This is a genomic window from Ramlibacter sp. PS3R-8 (assembly GCF_037572435.1).
Taxonomy (GTDB): Bacteria; Pseudomonadota; Gammaproteobacteria; order Burkholderiales; family Burkholderiaceae_C; genus Ramlibacter.
Genome location: NZ_JBBHGT010000008.1, coordinates 167,438 through 191,234, shown reverse-complemented (window position 1 = coordinate 191,234; position 23,797 = coordinate 167,438). Strand labels below are relative to the sequence as shown.

25 protein-coding genes and 1 pseudogene are annotated in these 23,797 nt (G+C 69.6%); 11 read left to right on the top strand and 15 right to left on the bottom strand.

Translation table 11 applies throughout. The annotated features are described in order from the left end of the window. Window positions 1-35: 35 nt before the first annotated feature. The 5 genes and pseudogenes from WG902_RS22040 to hutU form a co-directional block, all read right to left on the bottom strand. Window positions 36-830, bottom strand: a complete 795-nt coding sequence (locus tag WG902_RS22040) for an ABC transporter ATP-binding protein (protein ID WP_340062358.1) — start codon at window positions 828-830, stop codon at window positions 36-38. Next, window positions 827-1,609 (bottom strand): annotated as a pseudogene (locus tag WG902_RS22035) (ABC transporter permease); the annotation flags it as partial. The pseudogene WG902_RS22035 and the gene WG902_RS22040, both read right to left, overlap by 4 nt. Further along, window positions 1,600-2,544, bottom strand: a complete 945-nt coding sequence (locus WG902_RS22030; protein WP_340062357.1) for an ABC transporter substrate-binding protein — start codon at window positions 2,542-2,544, stop codon at window positions 1,600-1,602. The gene WG902_RS22030 and the pseudogene WG902_RS22035, both read right to left, overlap by 10 nt. Window positions 2,545-2,591: 47 nt before the next feature. Then, window positions 2,592-4,145: a histidine ammonia-lyase gene (hutH, locus tag WG902_RS22025; protein WP_340062356.1), complete on the bottom strand. Its 1,554-nt coding sequence runs from the start codon at window positions 4,143-4,145 to the stop codon at window positions 2,592-2,594. Between the two features lie 110 nt (window positions 4,146-4,255). Then, complete coding sequence (gene hutU / locus WG902_RS22020; protein WP_340062355.1) at window positions 4,256-5,959, bottom strand: urocanate hydratase; 1,704 nt, start codon at window positions 5,957-5,959, stop codon at window positions 4,256-4,258. Between the two features lie 99 nt (window positions 5,960-6,058). Here hutU and hutC point away from each other — a divergent pair, with 99 nt between their 5' ends. Genes hutC through WG902_RS21980 form a run of 8 tightly spaced genes read left to right on the top strand, consistent with a single transcriptional unit; the run spans window position 6,059 to window position 13,285 of the window. Beyond that, window positions 6,059-6,793: a histidine utilization repressor gene (gene hutC / locus WG902_RS22015; protein ID WP_340062354.1), complete on the top strand. Its 735-nt coding sequence runs from the start codon at window positions 6,059-6,061 to the stop codon at window positions 6,791-6,793. Then, window positions 6,790-7,344 carry a HutD/Ves family protein gene (locus WG902_RS22010; protein WP_340062353.1) on the top strand — a complete coding sequence of 185 codons (555 nt, stop codon included), beginning with the start codon at window positions 6,790-6,792 and terminating at the stop codon, window positions 7,342-7,344. The genes hutC and WG902_RS22010 overlap by 4 nt, the downstream gene beginning before the upstream one ends. Next, window positions 7,341-8,552, top strand: coding sequence for an imidazolonepropionase (gene hutI / locus WG902_RS22005; protein WP_340062352.1), 1,212 nt, complete (start codon window positions 7,341-7,343; stop codon window positions 8,550-8,552). Before WG902_RS22010 ends, hutI begins: the two co-directional genes overlap by 4 nt. Beyond that, window positions 8,549-9,346, top strand: a complete 798-nt coding sequence (gene hutG, locus WG902_RS22000) for an N-formylglutamate deformylase (protein WP_340062351.1) — start codon at window positions 8,549-8,551, stop codon at window positions 9,344-9,346. Before hutI ends, hutG begins: the two co-directional genes overlap by 4 nt. Continuing rightward, on the top strand, window positions 9,339-10,706 hold the full coding sequence (locus tag WG902_RS21995; protein WP_340062350.1) for a formimidoylglutamate deiminase: 1,368 nt from the start codon (window positions 9,339-9,341) through the stop codon (window positions 10,704-10,706). The genes hutG and WG902_RS21995 overlap by 8 nt, the downstream gene beginning before the upstream one ends. 40 nt (window positions 10,707-10,746) lie before the next feature. Further along, entirely contained in the window at window positions 10,747-11,562 is an 816-nt protein-coding gene (locus tag WG902_RS21990) for a DODA-type extradiol aromatic ring-opening family dioxygenase (RefSeq protein WP_340062349.1), read from the top strand. Next, window positions 11,559-12,839 (top strand): MFS transporter, encoded by a 1,281-nt coding sequence (locus WG902_RS21985; protein ID WP_340062348.1) that lies wholly within the window; start codon window positions 11,559-11,561, stop codon window positions 12,837-12,839. Before WG902_RS21990 ends, WG902_RS21985 begins: the two co-directional genes overlap by 4 nt. Continuing rightward, window positions 12,836-13,285 carry a putative immunity protein gene (locus WG902_RS21980; protein ID WP_340062347.1) on the top strand — a complete coding sequence of 150 codons (450 nt, stop codon included), beginning with the start codon at window positions 12,836-12,838 and terminating at the stop codon, window positions 13,283-13,285. Before WG902_RS21985 ends, WG902_RS21980 begins: the two co-directional genes overlap by 4 nt. On the opposite strand, the gene WG902_RS21975 is transcribed toward WG902_RS21980, so the two are convergent. Both WG902_RS21975 and WG902_RS21970 read right to left on the bottom strand, forming a co-directional pair. Beyond that, entirely contained in the window at window positions 13,252-13,956 is a 705-nt protein-coding gene (locus WG902_RS21975) for a hypothetical protein (protein WP_340062346.1), read from the bottom strand. The genes WG902_RS21980 and WG902_RS21975 overlap by 34 nt on opposite strands. A 276-nt stretch (window positions 13,957-14,232) precedes the next feature. Beyond that, a complete protein-coding gene (locus tag WG902_RS21970) occupies window positions 14,233-14,703 on the bottom strand; it encodes a c-type cytochrome (protein WP_340062345.1) in 471 nt (156 codons plus the stop codon). 35 nt (window positions 14,704-14,738) lie between these two features. On the opposite strand from WG902_RS21970, the gene WG902_RS21965 reads away from it, so the two are divergent. The 3 genes from WG902_RS21965 to WG902_RS21955 are packed head-to-tail and all read left to right on the top strand — an operon-like array spanning window position 14,739 to window position 16,293. Beyond that, on the top strand, window positions 14,739-15,368 hold the full coding sequence (locus WG902_RS21965; RefSeq protein ID WP_340062344.1) for an alpha/beta hydrolase family protein: 630 nt from the start codon (window positions 14,739-14,741) through the stop codon (window positions 15,366-15,368). Between the two features lie 39 nt (window positions 15,369-15,407). Then, on the top strand, window positions 15,408-15,707 hold the full coding sequence (locus WG902_RS21960; RefSeq protein ID WP_340062343.1) for a hypothetical protein: 300 nt from the start codon (window positions 15,408-15,410) through the stop codon (window positions 15,705-15,707). Between the two features lie 34 nt (window positions 15,708-15,741). After that, window positions 15,742-16,293, top strand: a complete 552-nt coding sequence (locus WG902_RS21955; protein ID WP_340062342.1) for a GAF domain-containing protein — start codon at window positions 15,742-15,744, stop codon at window positions 16,291-16,293. Here the strand turns inward: WG902_RS21955 and WG902_RS21950 are convergent. The 8 genes from WG902_RS21950 to WG902_RS21915 are packed head-to-tail and all read right to left on the bottom strand — an operon-like array spanning window position 16,277 to window position 23,755. Next, window positions 16,277-16,882, bottom strand: coding sequence for a phosphatase PAP2 family protein (locus WG902_RS21950; RefSeq protein WP_340062341.1), 606 nt, complete (start codon window positions 16,880-16,882; stop codon window positions 16,277-16,279). The genes WG902_RS21955 and WG902_RS21950 overlap by 17 nt on opposite strands. 3 nt (window positions 16,883-16,885) lie before the next feature. Beyond that, window positions 16,886-17,923 carry a thiamine phosphate synthase gene (locus tag WG902_RS21945; RefSeq protein WP_340062340.1) on the bottom strand — a complete coding sequence of 346 codons (1,038 nt, stop codon included), beginning with the start codon at window positions 17,921-17,923 and terminating at the stop codon, window positions 16,886-16,888. Continuing rightward, a complete protein-coding gene (locus WG902_RS21940; RefSeq protein WP_340062339.1) occupies window positions 17,920-18,687 on the bottom strand; it encodes an SDR family oxidoreductase in 768 nt (255 codons plus the stop codon). The genes WG902_RS21945 and WG902_RS21940 overlap by 4 nt, the downstream gene beginning before the upstream one ends. Further along, window positions 18,684-19,691: an ABC transporter substrate-binding protein gene (locus WG902_RS21935; RefSeq protein ID WP_340062338.1), complete on the bottom strand. Its 1,008-nt coding sequence runs from the start codon at window positions 19,689-19,691 to the stop codon at window positions 18,684-18,686. The genes WG902_RS21940 and WG902_RS21935 overlap by 4 nt, the downstream gene beginning before the upstream one ends. Window positions 19,692-19,702: 11 nt before the next feature. Further along, on the bottom strand, window positions 19,703-20,470 hold the full coding sequence (locus WG902_RS21930) for an ABC transporter permease (protein ID WP_445263720.1): 768 nt from the start codon (window positions 20,468-20,470) through the stop codon (window positions 19,703-19,705). Beyond that, window positions 20,467-21,216: an ABC transporter ATP-binding protein gene (locus WG902_RS21925; RefSeq protein ID WP_340062337.1), complete on the bottom strand. Its 750-nt coding sequence runs from the start codon at window positions 21,214-21,216 to the stop codon at window positions 20,467-20,469. The genes WG902_RS21930 and WG902_RS21925 overlap by 4 nt, the downstream gene beginning before the upstream one ends. After that, window positions 21,213-22,682, bottom strand: a complete 1,470-nt coding sequence (locus tag WG902_RS21920; protein ID WP_340062336.1) for an acyl-CoA reductase — start codon at window positions 22,680-22,682, stop codon at window positions 21,213-21,215. The genes WG902_RS21925 and WG902_RS21920 overlap by 4 nt, the downstream gene beginning before the upstream one ends. Beyond that, window positions 22,679-23,755, bottom strand: a complete 1,077-nt coding sequence (locus tag WG902_RS21915; protein ID WP_340062335.1) for a LuxE/PaaK family acyltransferase — start codon at window positions 23,753-23,755, stop codon at window positions 22,679-22,681. Before WG902_RS21915 ends, WG902_RS21920 begins: the two co-directional genes overlap by 4 nt. Window positions 23,756-23,797: the final 42 nt, after the last annotated feature.

The following is a 23,797-nucleotide window of genomic DNA, read 5'->3' as shown; positions in this document are numbered from 1 at the left end:
CCCGCGGCCGGGCAAGATGCAAATGCATACAGTCGTCAGGCGGGCAGCAGGCCGGCAGCGCGCTGCACTTCCACGCGAATTTCCTCCGTCAGACGCGCCTTCAACTCGGTGAATGCGGGCGTCGTCTTCATCGCATAGTGCCGCGGATGCGGCAGTTCCACGGGGATGTCGCACTTGATGCGGCCGGGCCGCGCGCTCATCACCACCACGCGGTTGGCCATGAAGATGGCTTCGTCGATGTCGTGGGTGACGAACAGCACCGTCTTGCGGTCGTCCTCCCAGATGCCGAGCAGCAGCTCCTGCATCAGCTCGCGGGTCTGGTGGTCCAGCGCGCCGAAGGGCTCGTCCATCAGCAGGATGCGCGGGTCGTTGGCGAGCGCGCGCGCCAGCGCGGTGCGCTGCTGCATCCCGCCGGACAGCTGCTTGGGAAAGTGGTTCTCGAAGCCCTTGAGACCGACCTTGCCGAGGTAGCGGTGGGCGATGGCGTGCTGATCCTGCAGCGGCATGCCTTTCTCGCGCAGGCCGAAGCAGACGTTCTGCAGCACCGTGAGCCACGGGAACAGCGTGTAGCTCTGGAACACCATGCCACGGTCGGCGCCGGGGCCGGACACCGGCTTGCCATCCAGCGCGATGGTGCCGCCGGTGGGCGTGTCGAGCCCGGCCACCATGCGCAGCAGCGTGCTCTTGCCGCAGCCCGAGGGACCGAGGATGGTGATGAAGTCGTTCTCCTGCACCGCGAGGTCGGTGGCCTGCAGGGCGACCGTGCCGCCGGCGAAGGTCTTGCCGACCCCCGTCACCAGCAACGTGGGCAAGCCGATGTCTCGTTTCATCTCAATTGCGCCCACGGAAAGAGCCTGCGGTTGCCCGCCTTGAAGGCGAGGTCCGTCACCAGGCCGATCAGGCCGATGACGATGATGCCGAAGATGATCTGGTCGGTCGCCATCAAGGCCTGGCTGTCCGTGATCATGTGGCCGATGCCGCTGGACGCGCCGATCAGTTCCGCGACGATCACGTAGGTCCAGGCCCAGCCCAGCACCATGCGCAACGTTTCTGCGATCTCCGGTGCGCTGGAAGGCAGCAGCACGCGCGCGACCACGCCGCGATCGAGCGCACCCAGTGTGTACGCCGCCTCCACCAGGTCACGCCGCGTGTTGCCCACGCTCACCGCGATCATCAGCACCAGCTGGAAGAACGAGCCGATGAAGATCACCGCCAGCTTCTGCGCTTCGCCGATGCCGGCCCACAGGATCAGCAGCGGAATGAAGGCCGACGCCGGCAGGTAGCGCGCGAAACTGACGAAGGGCTCGAAGAACGCCTCCACCGGCTTGTAGGCGCCCATGAAGACGCCCAGCGGCACGGCCAGCGCCGCCGCGATCAGGAACCCACCCAGCACGCGCCACACCGTCATCCCGATGTCGTACAGGAAGCCGTGCTTCATCAGCAGCGTCCAACCTGACTGCACCATCATCACCGGGTCCGCGAGGAAGGTCTTGGACACCAGCCCGCCGAAGGTCGCCGCCGCCCACACCGCGAAGAACACGATGAAGAAGGCGACGCCGAGGACGATGCGGGTGGTGGGCTCGACGGGTGCGAGGGGCTTCACTTCAGGAAGCGCGTGTCCGCCAGCTTGGCCATGTCCGGGATCTGCTTGATGATCCCGACCTCCAGCAGCAGGTCCGCCGCTTCCTTGCTGAAGGTCGCGTGCTCGCCGGCGAAGAACTTCGCATTGGCCTCGCGGTCCTGCCAGCGCAGGAACTTCTGGCTGGCCTCGAATTGCTCGGCGCTCTGCTTGACGTCGGCGCCCATGATCTCGAAGCTCTTCTTCGGCTCCCGCTTGATCATTTCCACGGCTTCGAAGTAGCTGTCCGCCAGCGCCTTGGCCGCCTTCGGGTTTTCGGACAGGAACTTCGGCGTGCAGCCGAAGGTGTCCATCACCATCGGGTAGTCCAGCGTGGTGGCGATGATCTTGCCGGCCTCCGGCTTGGCGCGCACCGCGGAAAGATAGGGCTCGTACGTCATCGCGGCGTCGACGCCGTCGGTGCCGGCGATCATCGCGTTGGCGGCGGCCTGCGGCTCCAGGTTCACCACCTTCACGTCCTTGGGCGACAGGCCGTTCTTCTTCAACATCCAGGCCATCGTGAAGTACGGCGCCGTGCCGGGCGCGCTGGCGGCAACCGTCTTGCCCTTCAGGTCGCTGATCTTCGCGATGTTGCCCTTGACCACCATGCCGTCGGCGCCATACGACTTGTCCAGCTGGAAGATCTGCGTGGTGGCGACGCCGTTGGCGTTCCAGACGATCCAGGTTTCCACCGTCGTCGCCGCGCATTGCACGTCACCGGAGGCGATGGCCAGGTGGCGGTCCTTCTGCGGGATCTTGCGCAGCGTCACGTCCAGGCCGTTCTTCTTGAAGAGGCCGGCCTCCTTGGCCAGCGTCAGCGGCGCGAAGCCGGTCCAGCCGGACAGGCCGACCGAGACCTTGACCTCCTGCGCGTGCGATGCGGCGGCGCAGAGCGCCAGCAGCGTGAGGGTGAACAGCTTCTTCATGGGTGCTCTCCAATCGTCATGTGAAAGAAATCGTCGGCATGCACGGCTCATGCCAGGCGCACTGCCTGCAGTTCGGGAATCTGCCGTTCGGTGGCGCGGCCGATGTCGCCAGCCGCCACCAGGTGGTGCACCGCTTCCATGTCGCGCGCCAGGCTGCGGTCGGCCATCATGGCCGGTGACACGCTGCGCACCAGGCGCAGCACGCCTTCGAGGGCCGGCGCGCTCTTCAGCGGGCGCAGGAACTCGATGCCTTGCGCGGCCGCGAGCAGCTCGATGGCGACGATGTGCGCGGTGTTGCGCAGCATCGGCTGCAGGCGGCGGGCGGCGAAAGTGGCCATGCTGACATGGTCCTCCTGGTTGGCCGAGGTTGGCAAGCTGTCCACGCTGGCCGGGTGCGCCAGCGATTTGTTCTCCGACGCCAGGGCCGCGGCGGTCACGTGCACGATCATGAAGCCGGAGTTGAGCCCCGGCTCCGGGGTCAGGAAGGGCGGCAGACGCGACGCCACGGTGTCCACCAGCATGGCGACGCGCCGCTCCGAAATGGAACCGATCTCGGCGATGGCGACCGCGAGCGCGTCCGCCACCAGCGCCACCGGCTCCGCGTGGAAATTGCCGCCCGAGACCATGGATCCCTCGGCGGCGAAGACCAGCGGGTTGTCGGTAACGGCGTTCGCCTCGCGCACCAGCACCTGGGTGGCGTAGCGCATCTGGTCCAGGCAGGCACCCATCACCTGGGGCTGGCAGCGCAGGCAGTACGGGTCCTGCACGCGGTCGTCGCCTTCCAGGTGCGAGCGGCGGATCTCGCTGCCGACCGCCAGGGCCCGGTAGGCCGCCGCGCAATCGATCTGGCCTGGCTGGCCGCGCACCGCATGGATGCGCGGATCGAACGGGGCGTCGCTGCCGCGCGCCGCGTCGAGGGTGAGCGCACCGGTGATGACGGCCGCTTCGAACAAGCGGTCGGCGGCAATCAGCGCGTCGAGCGCGAGGGCGGTGGACACCTGCGTGCCGTTGATCAGGGCCAGGCCTTCCTTGGGGCCCAGCGTCAACGGCTCCAACCCCGCCCGTTCCATGGCCTGGCCACCGGGGAGGCATTGGCCGTCGAACCAGGCTTCTCCCTCGCCTACGAGCGGCAGGCACAGGTGGGCCAGCGGCGCGAGGTCGCCCGACGCGCCGACGGAGCCCTGGCACGGGATCACCGGCAGCACGCCGCGGTTGTGCATTGCGATCAGCGTGTCGATCACTTCCTCGCGCACGCCCGAGTAGCCGCGCGCCAGGCTGGCCGCCTTGAGCAGCAGGACCAGGCGGACCACGCGCGCCGGGAGGGCGTCACCGACACCGACAGCGTGCGAGCGCAGCAGCTTCAACTGCAGCACGGCCAGGTCTTCGCGCTGGATGCGCTGGGTGGCGAGCTTGCCGAATCCGGTGTTGACGCCGTAGACCGGCGCGTCGCCTTCGGTGGCGCGACGGACGAGGTCCGCGCTCGCTCGCACGGCGGCGCGGCACGACGGATCGAGCTTCACCGTGAGGTCGGGCGTGTCGACCAGGCGGCGCAGCTGGGCGAACGTAAGTCCGCCGGGGACGAGGAGTTCAGGGGTGGTCATCGGCATGGAATGTCGGGGTCGCTTCGCGAACCCGACCTACGAGGTAACGTTCCGCCCAATGCGATCCGGCGCTCGTAGGCCGGGTTGCGCGCAGCGCACCCCGGCGTCGCTCATCCAATCATCGGCAAATTCAACTGGTGCTCCCGCGCGCATTCAATCGCAACGTCGTAGCCCGCATCCGCATGCCGCATCACGCCGGTCGCGGGGTCGTTCCACAACACGCGCTCGATCTTCTCCGCCGCTTGCGCGGTGCCGTCGCACACGATCACCACCCCGGCGTGCTGCGAGTACCCCATGCCGACGCCGCCGCCATGGTGGAAGCTCACCCAGGTCGCCCCGCTGGCGGTGTTGAGCAGCGCATTAAGCAGCGGCCAGTCGCTCACCGCATCGCTGCCATCCTGCATGGCCTCGGTCTCGCGGTTCGGTGACGCCACCGAGCCGCTGTCCAGGTGGTCGCGGCCGATCACGATGGGCGCCTTCAGTTCACCCGACTGGACCATCTCGTTGAAGGCCAGGCCTGCAAGGTGCCGCTCGCCCAGCCCGATCCAGCAGATGCGCGCCGGCAGGCCCTGGAAGGCGATGCGCTCGCCGGCCATGTCCAGCCAGCGGTGCAGGTGGGCATTGTCCGGAAACAGCTCCTTCATCTTCGCGTCGGTCTTGCGGATGTCCTCCGGATCGCCCGACAGCGCCACCCAGCGGAACGGCCCGACCCCGCGACAGAACAGCGGGCGGATGTAAGCGGGCACGAAGCCTGGATAGGCGAAGGCATCGGCCACGCCAAAGTCCTGCGCCACCTGGCGCAGGTTGTTCCCGTAATCCACGGTGGGTACGCCCATGGCGTGGAAAGCGAGCATCGCACGCACGTGCACGGCGCACGATTCCCCTGCGGCCTGCTTCAGGCGCGCGTGCTGCGACGGATCCTTCTGCGCGGCCTGCCATTGCTGCACGCTCCAGCCGGCGGGCAGGTAGCCGTTGATGATGTCGTGGGCCGAAGTCTGGTCCGTCACCATGTCCGGCCGGGGGCCGCCCGCTTGCGCGCGGCGCGCCAGTTCCGGGACGATCTCCGCGGCGTTGCCGCACAGGCCGACGGACACGGCCTCCTTGCGAGCGGTGTGATGCCGGATCAACGCGAGCGCTTCGTCCAGGTCCTTGGCCTGCTTGTCCAGGTACTTCGTGCGCAGGCGGAAGTCGATGCGCGACTGCTGGCACTCGATGTTGAGCGAGCAGGCGCCCGCGAACGACGCGGCCAGCGGCTGCGCGCCGCCCATGCCCCCGAGCCCCGCCGTCAACACCCAGCGGCCGGCGAGGTCGCCGCCGAAGTGCTGCCGGCCCGCCTCCGCGAACGTCTCGTAAGTGCCCTGCACGATGCCTTGCGTGCCGATGTAGATCCAGCTGCCGGCCGTCATCTGGCCGTACATCATCAGGCCCTTGCGGTCGAGTTCGCTGAAGTGCTCCCACGTGGCCCACTTCGGCACCAGGTTGGAGTTGGCCAGCAGCACCCGTGGTGCGCCGGCGTGCGTGCGGAACACGCCGACCGGCTTGCCGGACTGGATGAGCAGCGTCTCGTCCGGCCGCATGCGCTTGAGCGTGGCCAGGATCGCCTCGAACGCGGGCCAGTTGCGCGCGGCCTTGCCGATGCCGCCGTACACCACCAGTTCGTCGGGGTTCTCCGCGACCGCCGGGTCCAGGTTGTTCTGGATCATGCGGTAGGCTGCCTCGATCTGCCAGTTGGCGCAACTGAGCTGCGCGCCTCGCGGGGCGCGGACGGGACGCGGGCCGGCGGCCAGGAAGGGGGCTTGCGAGAGGTCGGACATGGAGGGCTCCCCGGGGGTGAGAGTTGTCTATACAAGCGCGATGGGAAGGCAGCATAGTTGTCTATACAAGCCGTGTCAACTGGGGTAAGCTCCCGCGCCATGGCAAGAGAAACCGCCGATCGGCCGCATGCAGGAAACGGGCCTGCGTACGAGCAGGTGAAGGGCTGGATCCGCCAGCACATCGCCAGCGGGCAATGGCGTCCCGGCGACGTGGTGCCGAGCGAGGCGGCCCTGGTGGAGCGCTTCGCCATCAGCCGCATGACGGCCAACCGCGCCCTGCGCGAGCTCGCCACGGAAGGGCTGGTCACACGGGTCCAGGGTTCGGGGACCCGCGTGGCGCAGCTGCACCGTATCTCGTCCCAGCTCGTCATCCGCGACATCCATGAAGAAGTCACCCGGCGCGGGCATGTGCACGGCACCCGCGTGCTCAAGGTCGAGCAGGAGAAGGCGGGCCCGGAAGTCGCGGATTCGCTGAAGCTGCGCAAGGGCTCGCGCGTGTTCCACAGCGTGCTGGTGCACCTGGAAAACGGCGTGCCGATCCTGTTCGAAGACCGGTACGTCAATCCGCAGGCAGCGCCGGACTACCTGGCCACCGATTTCACGCGCGAGTCGCCCACGCTGCACCTGCTGCGCAACGCACCGCTGACGGAAGCCAGCTACACGATCGAAGCTTGCCTGCCGTCGGCGGAGGAGGCGAAGGCGCTGGACATCCGCACCACCGAGCCCTGCCTGGTCATGATGCGCCGCACCGTCAGCGGCGGCAACGTCGCGAGCATTGCGCGCCAGCTCTATCCCGGCACGCGCTACAGCTTCAGCGGGGAGTTCCAGGCATGAGCTGGCAGCTGGTTTCCCTCGAGGCGACAGCGCCCCAACCCTGGCGCAACGGCGGCGGCGTCACCCGCGAGCTGCTTGCCTGGCCGGACGCCGCCGACTGGCGCGTGCGCATGTCCGTCGCCGACGTGCAGTCGGACGGTCCGTTCTCGCGCTTCGAGGGCGTCGAGCGTTGGTTTGCGGTGCTCGCCGGCGAGGGCGTCATCCTGCGCATCGACGCAGAGGAACACCGATTGGCGTCCGCCAGCGAGCCGTTGCGGTTCGACGGTGCGGCCGCGGTCCATTGCAGGCTGACGGCGGGCGCCACGCGCGACTTCAACCTGATGGCGCCGCCGGGTCGCGCCCAGCTTCGCCGCGTGCGCGGCCGCACCCACATGAACCTGCAGGCACAGCGGCTGCTGGCGCTCTATGCTCACGACGTCCCGGCGACCGTCGTGACGGAGGGCGAGGCGACGGACGTTCCCGCGTACCACCTGGCCTGGCGGTTGGCGGGCACGTCGACCCAGTGCATCGTCGAAACGGACAACGCACTCTGGATGGAGGTCTCGCGATGAGCGTGCAGCTCTGGACGAATGCCCGCGTGGCGACACTGGCCGCCGAAGCGCCCGCGTCCTACGGCTTGATCGAGGACGCCGCGCTGGCGGTGGAAGGCGGCCGCATCGCGTGGGTGGGGCCGCGGGCGAACCTTCCCCCCGCACTGCGCACGGGCGCGACCGAACACGATGCGCGAGGCGCGCTCATCACCCCCGGCCTGGTCGACTGTCACACGCACCTGGTGTACGGCGGCGACCGCGCCGGTGAGTTCGAGGCGCGATTGAACGGCGCAACGTACGAGCAGATCGCGCGCGCCGGCGGCGGCATCGTCTCCACGGTCAAGGCGACGCGGGAAGCCGACGAGGACGACCTGCTGCGCCAGTCGCAGCCACGCCTGCGCGCGCTCCTGTCCGAAGGGGTGACGACGGTGGAGATCAAGTCCGGCTACGGGCTGTCGCAGGACGCAGAGGCGAAGTGCCTGCGCGTGGCCCGCCGCCTCGCACAGCTCGAGCGCGTGTCGGTGCGCACCACCTTCCTCGGCGCCCATGCGCTGCCGCCGGAGTTCAAGGAGCGGGGTGACGACTACATCGCGGAGGTCTGCCGCATGCTCCCGCTGCTGCACGCCCAGGGCCTGGTCGATGCAGTCGACGCCTTTTGCGAAACCATCGCCTTCAGCCCCGCGCAAACACGCCGGGTGTTCGATGCCGCGGCCGCGCTGGGCCTGCCGGTGAAGTTGCACGCCGAGCAGCTGAGCGACAGCGCCGGCGCCGAACTGGCCGCATCGTTCGGCGCCTTGAGCTGCGACCACCTGGAGTGGTTGCGTGAAAGCGGCGCTCGCGCGATGGCCGGTGCGGGAACGGTCGCCGTGCTGCTGCCCGGCGCCTTTTACTTCCTGCGTGAAACCCGGCTGCCGCCGGTCGCGCTGCTGCGGGAGCACCGCGTGCCGATCGCCATCTCGACCGACTGCAATCCGGGCAGCTCGCCCTGCACGTCCCTGCTGCTGATGCTGAACATGGCCTGCACGTTGTTCCGCTTGACGCCGGAGGAGGCGCTGGCCGGCGTGACGCGCAACGCAGCGAAGGCGCTGGGTCTCACCGACCGCGGCGTGCTGGCGCCAGGGCTGCGCGCCGACTTCGTGCTGTGGGAGGCGGCACGCCCGGCCGAACTGGCGTATGCCTTCGGCAGCAACCCGTGCCGTGCCACCTTTGTCGAAGGACAGTTGCGATGAGTTTCAGCCTGCACCGCGGCAGCGCGCCGCTGCTCGTGAGCATCCCCCACATGGGGACCGACATTCCGGATGCCCTGCGCGGCGACTACGTCGAGCGCGCGCTGGCAGTGGAGGACGCCGACTGGCACCTCGACCGCCTGTACGACTTCGCCCAGGGGTTGGGCGCCAGCGTGCTGCAACCCGCGGTGGCGCGCTACGTCATTGACCTGAACCGGCCGCCGGACGACGCGCCGATGTATCCGGGCGCCTCGAACACCGAACTGTGTCCCAGCCGCTTCTTCACCGGCGATCCCTTGTACCGCGAAGGCTTCCTGCTGTCGGCAGAGGAACAACTGCGCCGCCGCGCGACCTGGTGGGCGCCCTATCACCAGGCCCTGCGCGACGAACTGGACCGGATCAAGGCCCGACACGGTTACGCGCTGCTGTGGGATGCGCACAGCATCCGCGCCGAGATCCCGTGGCTGTTCGCGGGGCGGCTGCCTGACCTGAACATCGGCACCGCCGCCGGCAGCAGCGCCGACGCATCCATCGCGGAGGCCGTCGTGCAGGCCGCGGCGCGGCACCCGGAAGTCACGCACGTCCTCAACGGCCGCTTCAAGGGCGGCTACATCACGCGCCACTACGGCAAGCCGGCGCAGAACGTGCATGCCGTGCAACTGGAGATGTGCCAGTACCTGTACATGCGCGAAGCCCCACCCTGGAACTACGAAGCCGAGCGCGCGGCCCGCATCCAACCGGTGGTGCGCGAGATGGTGGAGGCGGCGATGCACGCCTGCGCCCGGCTGTATGGCTGACGGCCCGAAGTTCTTCGCCGAGCGTGCCTGGATCGACGGCGCGTGGGCGTGCGACGTGCTGCTGGAGGTCGATGCCCACGGCAGCTGGATGCAGCTGCGGCCGGATTGCAGTGCGGACCGCGTCGGGGCCGAGATCCTGGACGGGGCAGTGCTGCCCGGCGTCGTCAACGCCCACAGCCATGCCTTCCAGCGCGCCATCGCGGGCCTGACGGAACGCAGCGCCGCCGGCCACGACGACTTCTGGAGCTGGCGCGATCGCATGTATGCCGCTGCGCTGCGCATCGCGCCGGCGCAGCTGGAAGCCGTCGCCACCTTTCTCTACGCCGAGCTCCTGCGCGCGGGCTACACGCAGGTGTGTGAGTTCCACTACCTGCACAACGACGCAGGCGGCGAGGCGTACGCGGACCCGGCCGAGATGTCGCTCGCGCTGGTGCGCGCCGCACAGAAGACCGGCATCGGCCTGACGCTGCTGCCCACGCTGTACATGCGCTCCGGCTTCGGCGCCTCCGGCCTGCGCGACGACCAGCGCCGCTTTGCGTCCACGCCCGAATCCGTGCTTCGCATCGCGGAGACCGTGCGCAAGGTCGGCGCGACCAGCCCGCGCATCACCGCGGGCGTGGCCCTGCATTCCCTGCGGGCCGTGGACGAAGGCGCAGTGCGCGAAATCGCGGACGCCGCGCGCGCGGCAGGCCTGCCGGTGCACATCCATATCGCGGAACAGCAGCAGGAGGTGGACGACTGCGTTGCGCACCACGGCCGCCGGCCGGTCGAATGGCTGCTGGAGCACGTCGAGCTGGACGCAAGCTGGAACCTGGTGCATGCGACGCAAGCCAGCGCTTCGGAGCTGCGCGCCCTGCAGGGCACCGGCGCCTCGATCGTGCTGTGTCCCAGCACGGAGGCCAACCTCGGCGACGGGGTGTTCGACCTGCCGACCTGGCTGGGCGTGGGCGGGCGCTGGTCGATCGGCTCGGACAGCCACGTCTGCCGCAGCTGGACGGAGGAACTGCGCCTGCTGGAATATTCGCAGCGCTTCGTGCTGCGCCAGCGCAACGTGGCAAGCCGCTGCGCGCAGCGCGAAAGCACCGCGGCTGTCCTGCTGGAGGGCGCGCTCCATGGGGGCACGCCGGCGTCGGGCGTGGCGATGGCGGGCATCGCCGTCGGGCAACGCGCGGACTTCGTGGTGCTGGACGCGCACGCCTCTTCGCTGGCCGGCATTCCCGCAGGTCATCTGCTCGATGCCCTGGTCTTCTCCTCGCCCGGCGCAAACATGCTGCGCACCTTCGTGGCTGGCCGCGAGGTGGCTGACAGCGGCGACCCCGCAAGCTTCGAGGCCACGATGCAGCAGATCTGGCAGGCCTGACGGCAGCCAGCGAGAATGAGGCTCCCGCAGGAGCCCCGCCATGCCCGCCACCCCACGCCTTCCCGTCATCTTCGTCTCGCACGGAGGCGGGCCGTGGCCGTGGGTCGACGGCATGAAGGAGATCTTTGCCAAGACGGCCCGCGAGTTCGCGGCGCTGCCGCAGCGCCTGCCGGCCAGGCCGAAGGCCGTCCTGATGATCACCGGCCACTGGGAGGCGCTGGAGTTCTCGGTGTCGACGGCCGAGAAGCCGCCGATGGACTACGACTACACCGGCTTTCCCGAGCACACCTACAAGCTGCAGTACCCCGCCCCGGGATCGCCTGCGCTGGCCGCGCGCGTCAAGGAACTGATCACGCGGGCCGGCATGCCCTGCCTGGAAGACCCGCAGCGCGGCTTCGACCACGGCACCTTCGTGCCGCTGTGGCTGATGTACCCGGACGCGGACGTGCCGGTGGTCCTGCTGTCGATGAAGAGCGGGTACGACCCGGCCGAGCACATTCGCGTGGGGCAGGCCATCGCCCCATTGCGCGACGAAGGCGTGCTGATCGTGGGCAGCGGCCTCACGTACCACAACATGCGCGGCTTCCGGCAGCCGGCGTCGATGCCGGTCTCCGAACAGTTCGAGGCCTACCTGCACGAGGCGATCCGCCAGCCCGATCCCGTGGAGCGCAACCGCATGCTGGTGCAATGGCAGGACGCTCCGGCGGCGCGCCTCGCGCATCCGCGCGAAGACCACCTGCTGCCCCTGATGGTGGTGGCCGGCGCGGCGGGTGACGATGCCGGCGATCAGATCTTCGTCGACATCGCCATGGGCGTCGCGATGGCGTCCTATGAGTTTCCGCCGCACGCAGGATGAAGCCGGATCCCGCCGCCCGCGCGGCCCTCTTTCGCGACCGCAACTTCCGTTGGCTGATGGCCGGCAGCGCGGTCTCGCTGCTGGGCGACCAATTCACCCTGATCGCGTTTCCCTGGCTGGTGCTGCGCCTCACCGGCGACAGCGCCGCGCTGGGCATCGTGCTGGCATTGATCGGCGTGCCACGGGCATTGTTCATCCTGGTCGGTGGCGCCGTGGTCGACCGCTTCTCGCCGAAGCGGGTGCTGATGATCACCAAGTACGTCAACACGCTCCTGCTCGGGGTGCTGGCGGCCGGCGCCTGGTACGGCGGCCTTTCCTTGCCGGTGCTGTACCTGCTCGCATTTGCGCTCGGCATCAGCAGCGCATTCAGCATCCCGTCGGGCACCTCGATGGTGCCGCATGCGCTTCAACCCGCGCAGCTGGGCGCGGCCAACGGCGTGATGATGGGCCTGCGCCAGATGAGCATGTTCGTCGGGCCGCTGGCGGCCGGCCTGCTGATCGCGCTGGGCGGTGACGGCGGCGGCACCGTGCAGAGGGCGCCGGGCATCGCGATCGCCTTTGCGTTCGACGCCGCCAGTTTCGCGATTTCCGCCTGGACGCTCGCGCACGTGAGGACCCATGCGGTGCCGGCGGCGGCGCGCGAAGGCGCGGGGCTGTGGACGTCCATCGCCGACGGCCTGCGGCGCGTCGGCCGCGATGCGGAGCTGCGCACCTGCTACCTCTATTGGGCGGCGGTGGCCTTGCTCGTGATGGGGCCGCTGCACATCGCGCTGCCGGTACTGGCCAGCAGCCGGCCGGAGCTGGGCGCGTCCGCGCTCGGGCTCATGATCGGCGCGCACGGCGGCGGCACCCTGGTCGGCATGGTGCTGTCGGGCGTCCGCCCCGGCCTGCGCATCGGCACCCTCGGCACCAGCGTGCTGCTGGCGGACATCGCCATCGGCTTGCTGTTCATGCCGCTGGGCCGCATCACCGCCGCGTGGCAAGGGGTGCTGCTGATGGTTTCCATCGGCGTGCTGGGCGGTTTCATGCAGGTCGCCGTGTTCACGTGGATCCAACGGCGCGTGGAGCCGGCGATGATCGGCCGGGCGATGAGCCTGTTCATGTTCATCTTCATGGGCCTGGTGCCCCTGGCCTCCGGCGTCACTGGCTGGGTGCTCCTGCACGTGACGCTGGGCACCCTGTTCGCGGTTTGCGGCGGTGCGCTGGCGGTGCTCGCCGCACTGGCATGGGTGGTCACGCCGATGCGACGGATCAGCGATGCGGGAGCGATGGCGTGAACGATGCGCTCTCCCGGGCCGCCGAAGCGGCGGGTCTGTCGGATCCGGCGCAGCGGAGCCTGCGGCTGGCTTTCGGGCTGGCTTGCGTGAGCCGGGTCGAACACCTGCTGGAGGACGCGCGCGCCAAGGAAGCCCTGCGCGTCTTGCAGGCGTGGGTCGAAGGCCGCGCCGACGATGCAAGCCTGCAGACGGCGGCGACGGACATGCAGGCGGTGGCCGGTGGACACCGGGGCTCCGATTCCATCGATGGCTCGGCGCACGCGGCCGTGTCGGCAACCTATGCCGTGGCGAACGCCTTGGCCGGCCGGGCCCTGGAAGCCGCGGACTATGCCGCGTACGCCAGCGTGTACGCGTACGGCGGGTATGCCGTCAACGACCGCGCGAGCTTCGAGCCGGAGTTCGTCTGGCAGGTTCAGGAGCTGGAGCGGCTCGCCGGCAAGGGCTGAATCGGCATCGGCTCGCGTGCCTCCACCGCCCGCCGGTGCGCATCGACCCAGTAGCCCCACAGCACCAGCAGCCACTGCGCGTGCCCGAGCACGGCAATGTCGCGCACCGAGGAAGGCGGCGGACCGAACAGGTTGCCGACGTAGATGACGGCAAGGAATGCCACCAGGCCGATCAACGCGAAGCGTCCGGTGCGGTCCGTCGCCCGCGTGCTGCTTGCGTAGAGCCAGACGCCGATGGCGAACAGCGGAACCTCCACCGCGAGGGTGGCGGACAACGAATTCCAGAGCCCGAATCCCACCAGCGTTTCGAAACCGGGGGCCAATGGCAGGTCCGGCGCATGGACGATGGCGTCCAGGAACCAGTGGCTCAAGACCAGCGCGGCGACCACGCCGCCAACCCGGGCGCTGCGGCGCGCCGCACCCACGCCGACACCGAGCAGCACGGCCCAGCCCAGCACCGCGACGAGGCTATGGGAGAACGGGTAATGCTCGAAGACGAAGGGCGTGACGGCCGTGGCGCCGGGCGCGATGCGCACCGATTCCAGCCCCAGCAACAGCAGGGTGGGCCACAGCAGGTCGATGAACTGCGCCGCCATGAACGCGGTGCCCAGCGACAGGCGCGGCGCAATGCGCTTGGCGGCGAAGCCAACTGCGAAGTGGCCGATGAACATGGGCGCAGTATGCGCCCCGCACGGATGAGGTCAATAGCCTTCCATGTCCTTGTGCAGCGAGGACGCGGTGTACGCCAGCAGGGCCCCTATGAGCCCGACCACCACCCAGATCACCGTGATTGCAGATAACGTCATGCGCAGCCTCTTGTCCAGTGCTGCCCAATGTACGCAGCGATTCGCCGCAATGGAAATGGTCAATGGTGGTTTGCTAAGAGCGAAAAGGTCTGAACGGTTTGTCGGACGATGGCGCGCCGGCCGGCGGGCATGCCGTCGCCGTCAGGGCTTCTGGGCGGCAGCGCTCGCGTTCAGCTCGTCGTGCTTGCGCCGGATGTCCGCGGGCCATTGCGACTTGATGTATGACAGCACGGCCACGATCTCGGCGTCGCTCAACACGCCCTCGTAGGCCGGCATGGCCGACACGTAGTCCTTCAGGTTGGCGGCCCGGGCGACGCCCAGCTTGGTGAGGCGGAACAGCACTTCGTCCGGGTGATGCCAGGTGTGCCCCGTGGCGTCGTGCGGCGGCGCCGGCAGGCGGCCGGTGGCGTCACGCTCGCGCCAGTTCGGCTGGCCCTGGAGCTGCGCGCCATGGCAGGCGGCGCACTGCGCGTCGTAGACCTTCCTGCCGAGCGCGACCGTGGGCGCATCGTCCGGCAGCAGCCGGGAGCCGGCGGGCGGGCCTGCGTCGCAGGCGCCCAGCAGCACAATGCAAGCCATGGAAAGAAGCCGGAATGCGATGTGGCGGGTCATGGGCATGCGTATTGTCGGCGCAGCGGGGAGCCGGCTTGCAACCTGACCTGATCCTCGACGCGCCGGGGGCGCCAGACGCCTGCTACGTCTTCGCCCACGGCGCCGGCGCGGACATGCACCACGCCTTCATGGGTGCCATCGCGCAGGGGCTGGTGGAGCGCGGCATCGCGTGCCTGAGGTTCCAGTTCCCCTTCATGCAGCAGGGTTCCCGCCGGCCCGACCCGCCGGCCGTCGCCCAGGCGGCGGTGCGGGCTGCCGTGAACGAGGCCGCGCGCCGCCTGCCGGGCGTTCCGCTCTTTGCCGGCGGCAAGTCCTTCGGCGGCCGCATGACGTCGCAGGCCCAGGCGGCGCAAGCGCTGCCGGGGGTGCGCGGCCTGGTGTTCACCGGCTTCCCGCTGCACCCCGCCGGCAAGCCGTCGCTGGAGCGGGCCAGGCACCTCGCGGACGTGCAGGTGCCGATGCTGTTCCTGCAGGGCACGCGCGATGCGCTGGCGGACCTGCCGCTGGTGCGTCAAGCGCTGGCGCCGCTGGCCGGCCGTGCCACCCTGCACATCGTCGAGGCTGCCGACCACGCATTCCACGTGCTGGTCCGGTCGGGGCGCACCGACGCCGGAGTTCGCGAGGAACTGCTGGACCGGATGGCTGCGTGGATGCGAACGCACTGAACGTGGGAAGATGAATCTCCGATACTCGAGCGAGCTGTGATGGAAGAAGAGATCGAAGCGCTGCGGCAGGACATCCGGCACCTGATGGCGATGCACACTGCGTCGTACGTGACCCTCACCTCGCTGGTTGCGACCCACCCGAATCCGCAGCAGTTGCAGCTGCACCTGGTCACCGCGCTCGAAGCGGTGCTCGGCTCGGAGCGGCTGGCCCGCTGGTCCGACGACCAGAAGGCCATCGTGCGCAAGGTGGTCGAGACCTTCCAGCATGTGCAGCCGGCCGCTTTCATCGATCCACTGGCCAGCATGGGCGGACGCGACCCCCGCAACGACCCGCGTTGAAGCCGGGGCAGCCACTGCGTATACTTTAGGGCGCATGCCACTCAACAGCCCCGCCACGGACCAGATGCACGAGGGAGATACCCAGCTGCGGGACTCCCTGGAGCAGGGCCTGCGGCGTGCCTGGCAGATGGTGGACGCCCGCCAGCCCCTGCGCCTGGTGCTGGCGCAGCTGACGTCCATTGCCGAGAGCCTGTCTCCGGACTCGGTGTGTTCCATCCTCGTGCTGGACAGCGAAGGGCTGCTGCGCAATGGCGCTTCGCCCAACCTTCCGGCCGACTACCTGGATGCGATCGATCGCCTGAAGCCGGACCCGCTGGTGGGCACGTGCGCAGCGGCCGCCGCGACCGGCGAGATCGTGGTCACGCCGGACTTCCGCGCCGACACCCGCTGGGCCGAGCTGAGACACCTGCCGCTTGCGCTGGGGTACCACAGCGCCTGGAGCCAGCCGATCAAGTCCGCCGATGGCCGGGTGCTGGGCACCTTCGGCACCTATTTCCGCAGCCGGCGCGAGCCTACGCCACAGGAGCGGGAGACGGTGGCGCTGCTGGCGCGCGTGGCCGCCAACGCCCTCACCGCGCCCGCTTGAGGACACCGGCCACGCACGCGGTCCCCACCGCGATGCCGGCGACCACATCGCCCAGGTAGTGCGCGCCGAGGTACACCCGGCTGAAGGCCACGAGCAGGATCATCGCCACGGCGGCCGCCGCCGCAGCCGCGCGCCACGCCGGCGACCGCACGCGCTGCAGCACCAGTGCGCACAGCATTCCATAGAACAAGGTCGACGCCACCGCATGGCCGCTGGGGAAGCTGTAGGTGGCCAGGTGCACCAGCGGCTCCGGCACCACCGGGCGCGGCCGCTGGAAGACGTGCTTCAAGCCCACGTTCAGCAGCTGTCCGAACGGCACCACCACGAGTGCCGCCGCGGCAGCCCGATCGCGCCGGTACAGGCGCCACATCGCCACCAGAACAGTGACAGCGAGGATGCGCACGGTCTCGTGCGCATCGCTGACGAACAGCATCGCGTGGGAAAGCCATGGCGTGCGCCGCGCGTGCAGGAACTGGGTGACCTGCAGGTCGAAGGCGGCCAGCGAGTTGCCGAGGGTCAGCAACAGCGACAGCAGCAGGAAGACGGACAACGCCACCCCGACGACGGTCCAGCGGATGCGCGGCTGCATGGGTCAGGCTGCGGTGGGCGGCAGCGACGGATGCGGCGCGTCCGGGACGCCGGACAGCGGATGCGACCGGCCGGCCGCAAGCGCGGACCGCAAGCCCGGCAGTGTCGCTCGCGGATCCGCCCCCAGCCCGCGCACGATGCAGACGCCGTCGCATCCGCTGCGCGCGGCTTCCCGCACATGCTGCGGCTCCAGGATGCCGCCGATGGCCGTGACGGGCATGCCCGCAGCCCGCACCCACCATGACAGGTTGTCCAGGCCCTGCGGCAGCCACGGCATGTCCTTGGTGAGGGTGGGCCAGACGGGGCCGCAGGCGATGTAGCGCGGCGAGAGCGTGCGCGCGCGGGCCAGCTCCCAGAGGCTGTGGGAGCTGACGCCGAGCGCCATGCCGGTGGCTTGCAGGGCGGACCGGCCTTCGTCGCCGAGAGCGAGCAGGTCCTCCTGGCCGAGGTGCACCCCTGCGGCGCCGAGTGCGTGGGCGACCTGCCAGTGGTCGTTGACGAACAGTTCGGCGCCGGCCGCGGCGCAGTCCGACACGGCCTGGCGCACGTCGTGCCGGAGCATCTCGAGCCAGGCAGCATCGGCATCGACGGGCTTCTTGATGCGCAACTGCACGGTGCGCAGGCCCGCGTCCAGCACCTGCCGCAGGCGCGCCGCGCTGTCGACGATGGCGTAGAGGTCGAGCGGCCGCACCGGCCCGCTGGGCGCAGGCGAGGCGGGGGCACGTTCGCCCCAGGAGAGCAGCGGCAGCGCATGCGGTGCAGTCATCTTTGCGAGGATGGCCGCGTCGGCGGGAACGAAGCCCCTGGCCAACGCAGCTTGCATCGCGGCAGCGAATGCGTCCCGCGACTGCGCGGCCCCCCGCAGCCAGCCCGACGCATGCGGCGTGTCGATCCAGTCCATGCCGTCGGCGGCGCCGACGATGCACACGGCATCCGCCCCTTGCGCACGCAGAGCACGCGCCAAGGCCGGCGCATCAGCGTCGCTGCCGGCCTGCGCACGCGCCTGCTCCGTGGTGAGGATGACGATCCGGTCCGCGCTCATCGCATCACCAGGCCGCCGTCGACGAACAGCACCTGGCCGGTCATGAACCCGCTCATGGGCGACGCGAGGAACAGCACCGGCCCGGCGATGTCCTCCGGCCGCGCCAGCCGCCGCAACGGCGTCGCGGCGATCAGCGAATCGCGGAACTGCGCACGCGTGCCGGCGCTGCCGGTGGTGGGATGCACGAGGCCGGGCGCCACGCAGTTCACGCGGATGCCGAGCGGTCCGAACTCGCTGGCGAGATTGCGGGTGAATCCCACCAGGGCCGACTTGGCCGTGGTGTAGTCATGGTAGGGGACGACCGGATGCTCCACGAGATTGCTCACGATGTTGACGATGCTGCCTTCGGCCCGGCGGCGGAAGTGCGGCAACACGGCCTGGCACAGGTGGAAGGCGGCGCCGACCGACCCGTCGAACTGCGCCTGGTAGTCGGCCCAGGCGAGATCGCCAAAAGCGTTGCGTTGCTCGGGGTCGAACGCGTAGGGCCGGAACGCGTTGTTCACGAGCACGTCGATGCGGCCCGCTTCCTGCGCCACCCGCTCGACCAGCCGGGCCGCCTGCGCCGGATCGGTCACGTCCGCCTGCACGGCGAACGCGTCGCCGCCGGCGGCCTGGCACTGCCGGACCACCTCTTCGGCGGCGGCGGCGTTGCTCAAGAAGTTGATGGCAATCGTGGCCTGCTGCGCGGCAAACGCGCGTGCGATGGCCGCGCCGATGCCGCGGCTGGCCCCGGTGACCAGCACCACCTGGCCCGAGAAGTTCATCCGGGCTCTCCGCGGCGACCGGGCAGCAGGTCCTGGCTCACCGATTTCGCGACGTCGAGCGGCTTGCCGATGAGGCCCAGCTTGCGATAGGTTTCCGCCGCCGCCTGCAGCGAGGCAACGTCCATCGTGCCGAGGCCGCTGCGCCGCGTCAGGTCCGACACGCTGGCGGCATTGCGCAGGCGGATGATCTCCAGGTTCAGCGCCGGGTCGGTGCCGTCGATGGCCCGCTTGACCGCCAGTTGCGCCGCCTCCTCGGGCCGCTGCATCATCCAGGCCGCCGCGTCGCGATAGCCACGCAGGAAGCGCTGCAGCGCCGCGCGCTTCTGGACGTAGGTTTCCTCGCGCACCACGAACAGGTCGCTGGACACCGGCAGATACTTGCCGACTTCGATGACGTTGACCTCGGGCAGGCCACGGCGCCGTCCGATCAGCAGGCCGGTGTCGGTGGCAGCGGTCGCGTCCACCTGGCCCTGCATCAGGGGCGCGAAATTCAACAGGCCCGTGACCACCACGGTCACGTCGGTCTCCGCCAGCCCCGCGCTGTGCAGCAGGACCTGCAGCGCCTGCCGCGTGCCGCTGGCCAGGCTGTAGACGCCGATCTTCTTGCCCTTCAGGTCCGCGGGCTTGGTGATGCCGCTGCCCTTGAGCGCCACCACGTTGAACACGTTCTGCGGGTAGATGTCGTAGATGGCGCGCAGCTTCTCGCCCTTGTCGAGCGCGGCGAAGAAGGTGCCCGGATCGGTGAAGGCGACGTCCGCCTGGCCACCCAGGATGTTGCGGATGGCGTCCGCGCTGCCGGCGCCGGACACGTACGCCAGCTCGATGCCGTGCGCGCGGTAGAAGCCCTTGTCATCCTCGACGAGCAGGGGCAGAACCTCGGTGATCGGTTTGCTCCATCCTGCCACCGTGATGCGATCCAGGCGCGGCGATGCCTGCGACCAGCCGGCCAGCGGCGCGGCCGCAAGGGATGCCAGCAAGGTGCGGCGCGCGATCCCGTCTTTCATGTTCAGTGTCCTCAGGTGGTGCGGTGAAAAGGAGCGAGCAGCCAGCGCTCGAGCATCAGTGTCGCCTGGTACACGGCGAGACCCAGCACGGAGATCAGCACCAGCACCGCGAACATCAGGGATGTGTCCATCGTGCCTTGCGTGGCGATGATCAGTGCGCCCAGTCCGCGGTTGGCGCCGATGAATTCGCCGACGACGGCGCCGACGAGCGCCAGCACGACGGCAACACGCAGCCCGGCCAGGATGGCAGGCAGCCCCATCGGCAGTTTCAGCCGCCACAGCGTCTGCGCGCGGCTGGCCCCGAGCATGTGGAACAGCTCCAGCCGCTCCGGCGGAACCTGGCGCAACGCCGTCAGCGTGTTTTCCAGCAGCGGAAAGAAACAGATCAGCGCGGTGATCACGACGGTGGACGTCATGCCGAAGCCGAACCACAGCACGAACAGCGGCGCCAGCGCCAGCTTCGGGATCACCTGCGTCGTCACCACGTAGGGCATGAGCAGGCGGCGCGCGAAAGCGCTTTCGGCCAGCGCCACGCCTGCTGCGAACCCGACGCTGCAGCCCGTGAGCAGGCCGAGCAGCAGTTCGAGCACGGTGGCCTGCAGGTGCGGCCAGAAATAGCCGGTGGCGAGCCCCTTCCACAAGGAAAGGGCGATCGCGGAGGGCGGCGGCAGCACCAGGGCGGGGACGCGCAGCCAGCGGGACGCCGCCTCCCACGCCAGCAGCAGCGCCGCCAGCAACAGCAGCGACGCGAATCGCACCGGGAGGTCGGAGTGCTTCACGCAGGCACCGCCTCGAGATGCAGGGCGTCGCGCACCTGGATGCAGTAGCGCCCGAACCCGGCGCTGTATCGCACCCCGGCGTTTCGCGACGGCAACGCGATCGGGATCTGCTGGGCGATGCGGCCGCCCTCGATCACGTCCACCCGGTCGGCCAGGTACACCGCTTCGGCGATGTCGTGCGTCACGAACAGCACGGTCGTTCCCGCTTCGTGACGCATGCGCTGCAGGTCGCGCTGGAGCTCCTCGCGCGTGATCGCATCGAGCGCGGCAAACGGCTCGTCCAGCAGCAACAGTGAAGGTTGCAGCACCAGCGCGCGGGCCAGCGCAACCCGGCTTTGCTGTCCGCCCGAGAGTTGGCCCGGAACCTTGTGCGCGTGCGCGGCCAGCCCGAGCTGCGCGAGCAGGCCGCAGGCGCGGTCCCGCTCCTGCGCCGTGGGCCGGCGGTGCAGCGCCACCGGCAGCAGCACGTTGTCGATCACGCTGCGCCATTCGAGCAGGTTGGGCGACTGGAAGACGAAGCCGATGTCCCGCCCCGGCGCCTGCGGATGGCGGCTGCGGAAATCGACGTGGCCGGCATTCGGCGCCAGCAGCCCGGCGGCGAGCTTGAGCAGCGTGGTCTTGCCGCAGCCGCTTCGTCCCACGAGGCAGTGGAAGGCGCCCTCTTCCACTTCGAGGTTGGCGCCCTCGACGGTCGGAGGCCAGCCCGGAAATGAAAAGCGCACGTCGCGCAGGGACAGGATGCTCACGGTCCCTGCTCCTGCGCGTAAGGCGCCAGCGCATCGGCGGCGCGCTCGGCGGATTGTTCTATCTCCACCATGCGCACCAAGTCCAGCAGGTTGAAGCGGCCGTCGTGGTGCCAGCCGGCCTCCGGCGCTGTCATGGCGCCCAGCGCGCAGATGCGGGTGACGCCGGCCTGCCCCAGTGCGTCGGCCAGGCGATGCAGTTCCTGCGGGTCGGCCGCGAGGCCCACCGTCTGCAGGAAGCGCGCATGCGGCTGGATCAGCGGCACCACGTCGTCGAGCGCATCGACCGCGCTGACGCTGATGCTGCGCCCGCCACCGGTGGGCGCCAGCGGCTGCGGCCGGTCGCTGTAGACAACGCTCCAGACCGCGTCGGCCGCGCCGAGCACCTCCAGGCCTGCGTCCGAGAACGACTGCAGTTCAGCCGATTGACGCCAGCCGGCGATGGCCGCGGAATCTTCGAGTGCCAGCGCGCGCCGCGGGAAGCGCCGCTGCAGGTTGCCCAGTTCGGCCGCGAGGTAGTGCGCGAAGTCGCGCGGCGACACCTTGCCGCCACGCTGCACGTAGAAGTGGTGCGGCGAATAGCAGCCTTGCTGCTCGTAGCGCGCGATGTCGTGCGCCGCCAGGCGCGCGGTGGCAGGAGCGCGCTGCGCGTCGAGCGCAGTTCGCGCGACCATGCCGACGCCCAGCTTGTGGCCATAGCCCAGGAAGCGCGTGGTCACGGGCACCTGATCGCGCAGTTGTGCGATGGCATCGTTGCCGCCATAGGCCAGCACCGTATCGGCCTGCGCGATCACTGCGGCGGCACTGGCGTCGTCGCCGCCTTTCCACCAGACCACGGCCAGGCCATCCGCCAGCGGCGGGTGCACCTCGGCGAGCAGCCGCGCGAACAGCGTGGCGAACACCGGCTCGGCGCTGGGCAGCTTGCCGACGTTGCCGGCTTTCACGAGCAGGCCGCACACCAGGCTCCACAAGGGGAGTGCCGGCACGTTGCCCGCCCAGCTGTGCAGCAGCAGGTCCGGCCCGAACGCGCGGATGGCCCCGCCCTTCACCGCGGGCTGGAATTCATCCAGCACCTTGGGATTGGCGAAGTCCTCGGCGACGAAGCGATGCAGTTGCGGCGCCCGAAAGCGCTGCAGGTATCCGTCGAGCCCCAGCCGCACCATCTCGGCGTCGTAGCCGCTGACGGCCGGCAACAGGTGCAGCGCTTGCAGGCGGTACGGATCCGCGGGGTCGAGCAGGCGCGAGATCGCCGCGTCGACGATGCGGATGATCTGCGAGACCGGCAAGGTGCGCAGTTCCCGCCGGGCGGCTGCGCGCACGCGAACGGCGAGCGCGGTCAGTTGCTGCGGCTGCAGCGCAGGCACGTGCACCTCCACGCGCTGCGCGCCGGCGCCGAAGGCCAGGGTGTGCCACGCCACGTCGCGGTCGTCCAGCCCGGGCAGGTGGCCGGCCTTCCAGGGCGCGGTCATGGACGCGCCGCCTGCAGGAATTCCTGCACCGCCAGCGAACACCCCTTGGCCTGCGCACCTTCCGCGCGCCCCAGGAGCAGGAATCCGCCATCGACCGCAATGCCGACGTCCTCGGTGAGGATGGTGGTGACCGAATTGAAGTTGGCGAGGTCGCAGTGGACCAGCACGCCGCGCTCGCCCCGCGGAACCTCGCGGCCGGAAAGCGGATCGACCAGCCGGGACCGGAGCCAGTGCGGGCCCGACTTGACGGAAGGCACGACCGCGTTGCCATCGTCGTAGAGCTGCGAGCTCAGCTCGGTCATGCCGTACATGTTGATGCACAGCGAGCGCGGCACGCCGAAGGTGGCGGACAGTCCCGCGTAGAAATCTTCCAGGGGCAGGTCGCGCGAGTGGCCCTTGTAGCCGCCGGTGTCGAGGATGCGGCTGCCCGCTGGCAGGCGGAAGGTTTCGCCGCCGCGCGCGAGTTCGTCCATCAGGTGGACGAAGCTGAAACTGGCGCCGAGCAGCGCGCAGGGCTGCTGCGTGCTCTCGGCTTCGCGCAACAGGCGGCGCAGCGGCTCGACGTCCATCCCTTGCAGGCTGACTGCATACAGGCTGTTCGCGGTGCCGAACTTCTGCGCGGCCAGCGCGAGGTAATGGGCCAGCGAGGAGTTGGGCATCTCCTGCTCGCTGGGAAACAGGATGGCCATGCGCAGCTGCTGCGTGCCTAGCATGAAGCGCGCGGCGAAGGTCCGCGTCATGGACGCGTCCCAGACCGCAAGGGTCGGATGGTAGTGGCGGCCCTTGACGTCACCGCGCGTGGTTCCGCTGGTCATGAACACGCGTTCGGCCGAGTCGGCCGGCGCGCAGCTGAGCGTCACTTCCTTGAAGGCAGTGATGGGCACCGCAGGGATGTCGTGCCAGGACCGCACCGTGCGCGGCGCGACGCCACGCACCTGGCAGAAGCGGCGGAACGCGGCGTTGCCCGCATGCTGCCCGGCGAAGAGCTGCAGCGCGAGGCGGTCGAACTCGGCGTCGGTGCATCCGTCCTGCCCCAGGAAGGCCTGCAAGATCTCGATCAGGACATGGTTCACTGGACTACCCTCCGCGCTACGCGCTGCGGGATTCGCCTTGGG

Bases quoted from the DNA above. Each gene is read 5' to 3' on its own strand.
- WG902_RS22040 (WP_340062358.1), bottom strand. From the start codon at position 830: ATGAAACGAGACATCGGCTTGCCCACGTTGCTGGTGACGGGGGTCGGC.
- WG902_RS22030 (WP_340062357.1), bottom strand. From the start codon at position 2,544: ATGAAGAAGCTGTTCACCCTCACGCTGCTGGCGCTCTGCGCCGCCGCA.
- hutH (WP_340062356.1), bottom strand. From the start codon at position 4,145: ATGACCACCCCTGAACTCCTCGTCCCCGGCGGACTTACGTTCGCCCAG.
- hutU (WP_340062355.1), bottom strand. From the start codon at position 5,959: ATGTCCGACCTCTCGCAAGCCCCCTTCCTGGCCGCCGGCCCGCGTCCC.
- hutC (WP_340062354.1), top strand. From the start codon at position 6,059: ATGGCAAGAGAAACCGCCGATCGGCCGCATGCAGGAAACGGGCCTGCG.
- WG902_RS22010 (WP_340062353.1), top strand. From the start codon at position 6,790: ATGAGCTGGCAGCTGGTTTCCCTCGAGGCGACAGCGCCCCAACCCTGG.
- hutI (WP_340062352.1), top strand. From the start codon at position 7,341: ATGAGCGTGCAGCTCTGGACGAATGCCCGCGTGGCGACACTGGCCGCC.
- hutG (WP_340062351.1), top strand. From the start codon at position 8,549: ATGAGTTTCAGCCTGCACCGCGGCAGCGCGCCGCTGCTCGTGAGCATC.
- WG902_RS21995 (WP_340062350.1), top strand. From the start codon at position 9,339: ATGGCTGACGGCCCGAAGTTCTTCGCCGAGCGTGCCTGGATCGACGGC.
- WG902_RS21990 (WP_340062349.1), top strand. From the start codon at position 10,747: ATGCCCGCCACCCCACGCCTTCCCGTCATCTTCGTCTCGCACGGAGGC.
- WG902_RS21985 (WP_340062348.1), top strand. From the start codon at position 11,559: ATGAAGCCGGATCCCGCCGCCCGCGCGGCCCTCTTTCGCGACCGCAAC.
- WG902_RS21975 (WP_340062346.1), bottom strand. From the start codon at position 13,956: ATGTTCATCGGCCACTTCGCAGTTGGCTTCGCCGCCAAGCGCATTGCG.
- WG902_RS21970 (WP_340062345.1), bottom strand. From the start codon at position 14,703: ATGACCCGCCACATCGCATTCCGGCTTCTTTCCATGGCTTGCATTGTG.
- WG902_RS21960 (WP_340062343.1), top strand. From the start codon at position 15,408: ATGGAAGAAGAGATCGAAGCGCTGCGGCAGGACATCCGGCACCTGATG.
- WG902_RS21955 (WP_340062342.1), top strand. From the start codon at position 15,742: ATGCCACTCAACAGCCCCGCCACGGACCAGATGCACGAGGGAGATACC.
- WG902_RS21950 (WP_340062341.1), bottom strand. From the start codon at position 16,882: ATGCAGCCGCGCATCCGCTGGACCGTCGTCGGGGTGGCGTTGTCCGTC.
- WG902_RS21945 (WP_340062340.1), bottom strand. From the start codon at position 17,923: ATGAGCGCGGACCGGATCGTCATCCTCACCACGGAGCAGGCGCGTGCG.
- WG902_RS21940 (WP_340062339.1), bottom strand. From the start codon at position 18,687: ATGAACTTCTCGGGCCAGGTGGTGCTGGTCACCGGGGCCAGCCGCGGC.
- WG902_RS21935 (WP_340062338.1), bottom strand. From the start codon at position 19,691: ATGAAAGACGGGATCGCGCGCCGCACCTTGCTGGCATCCCTTGCGGCC.
- WG902_RS21920 (WP_340062336.1), bottom strand. From the start codon at position 22,682: ATGACCGCGCCCTGGAAGGCCGGCCACCTGCCCGGGCTGGACGACCGC.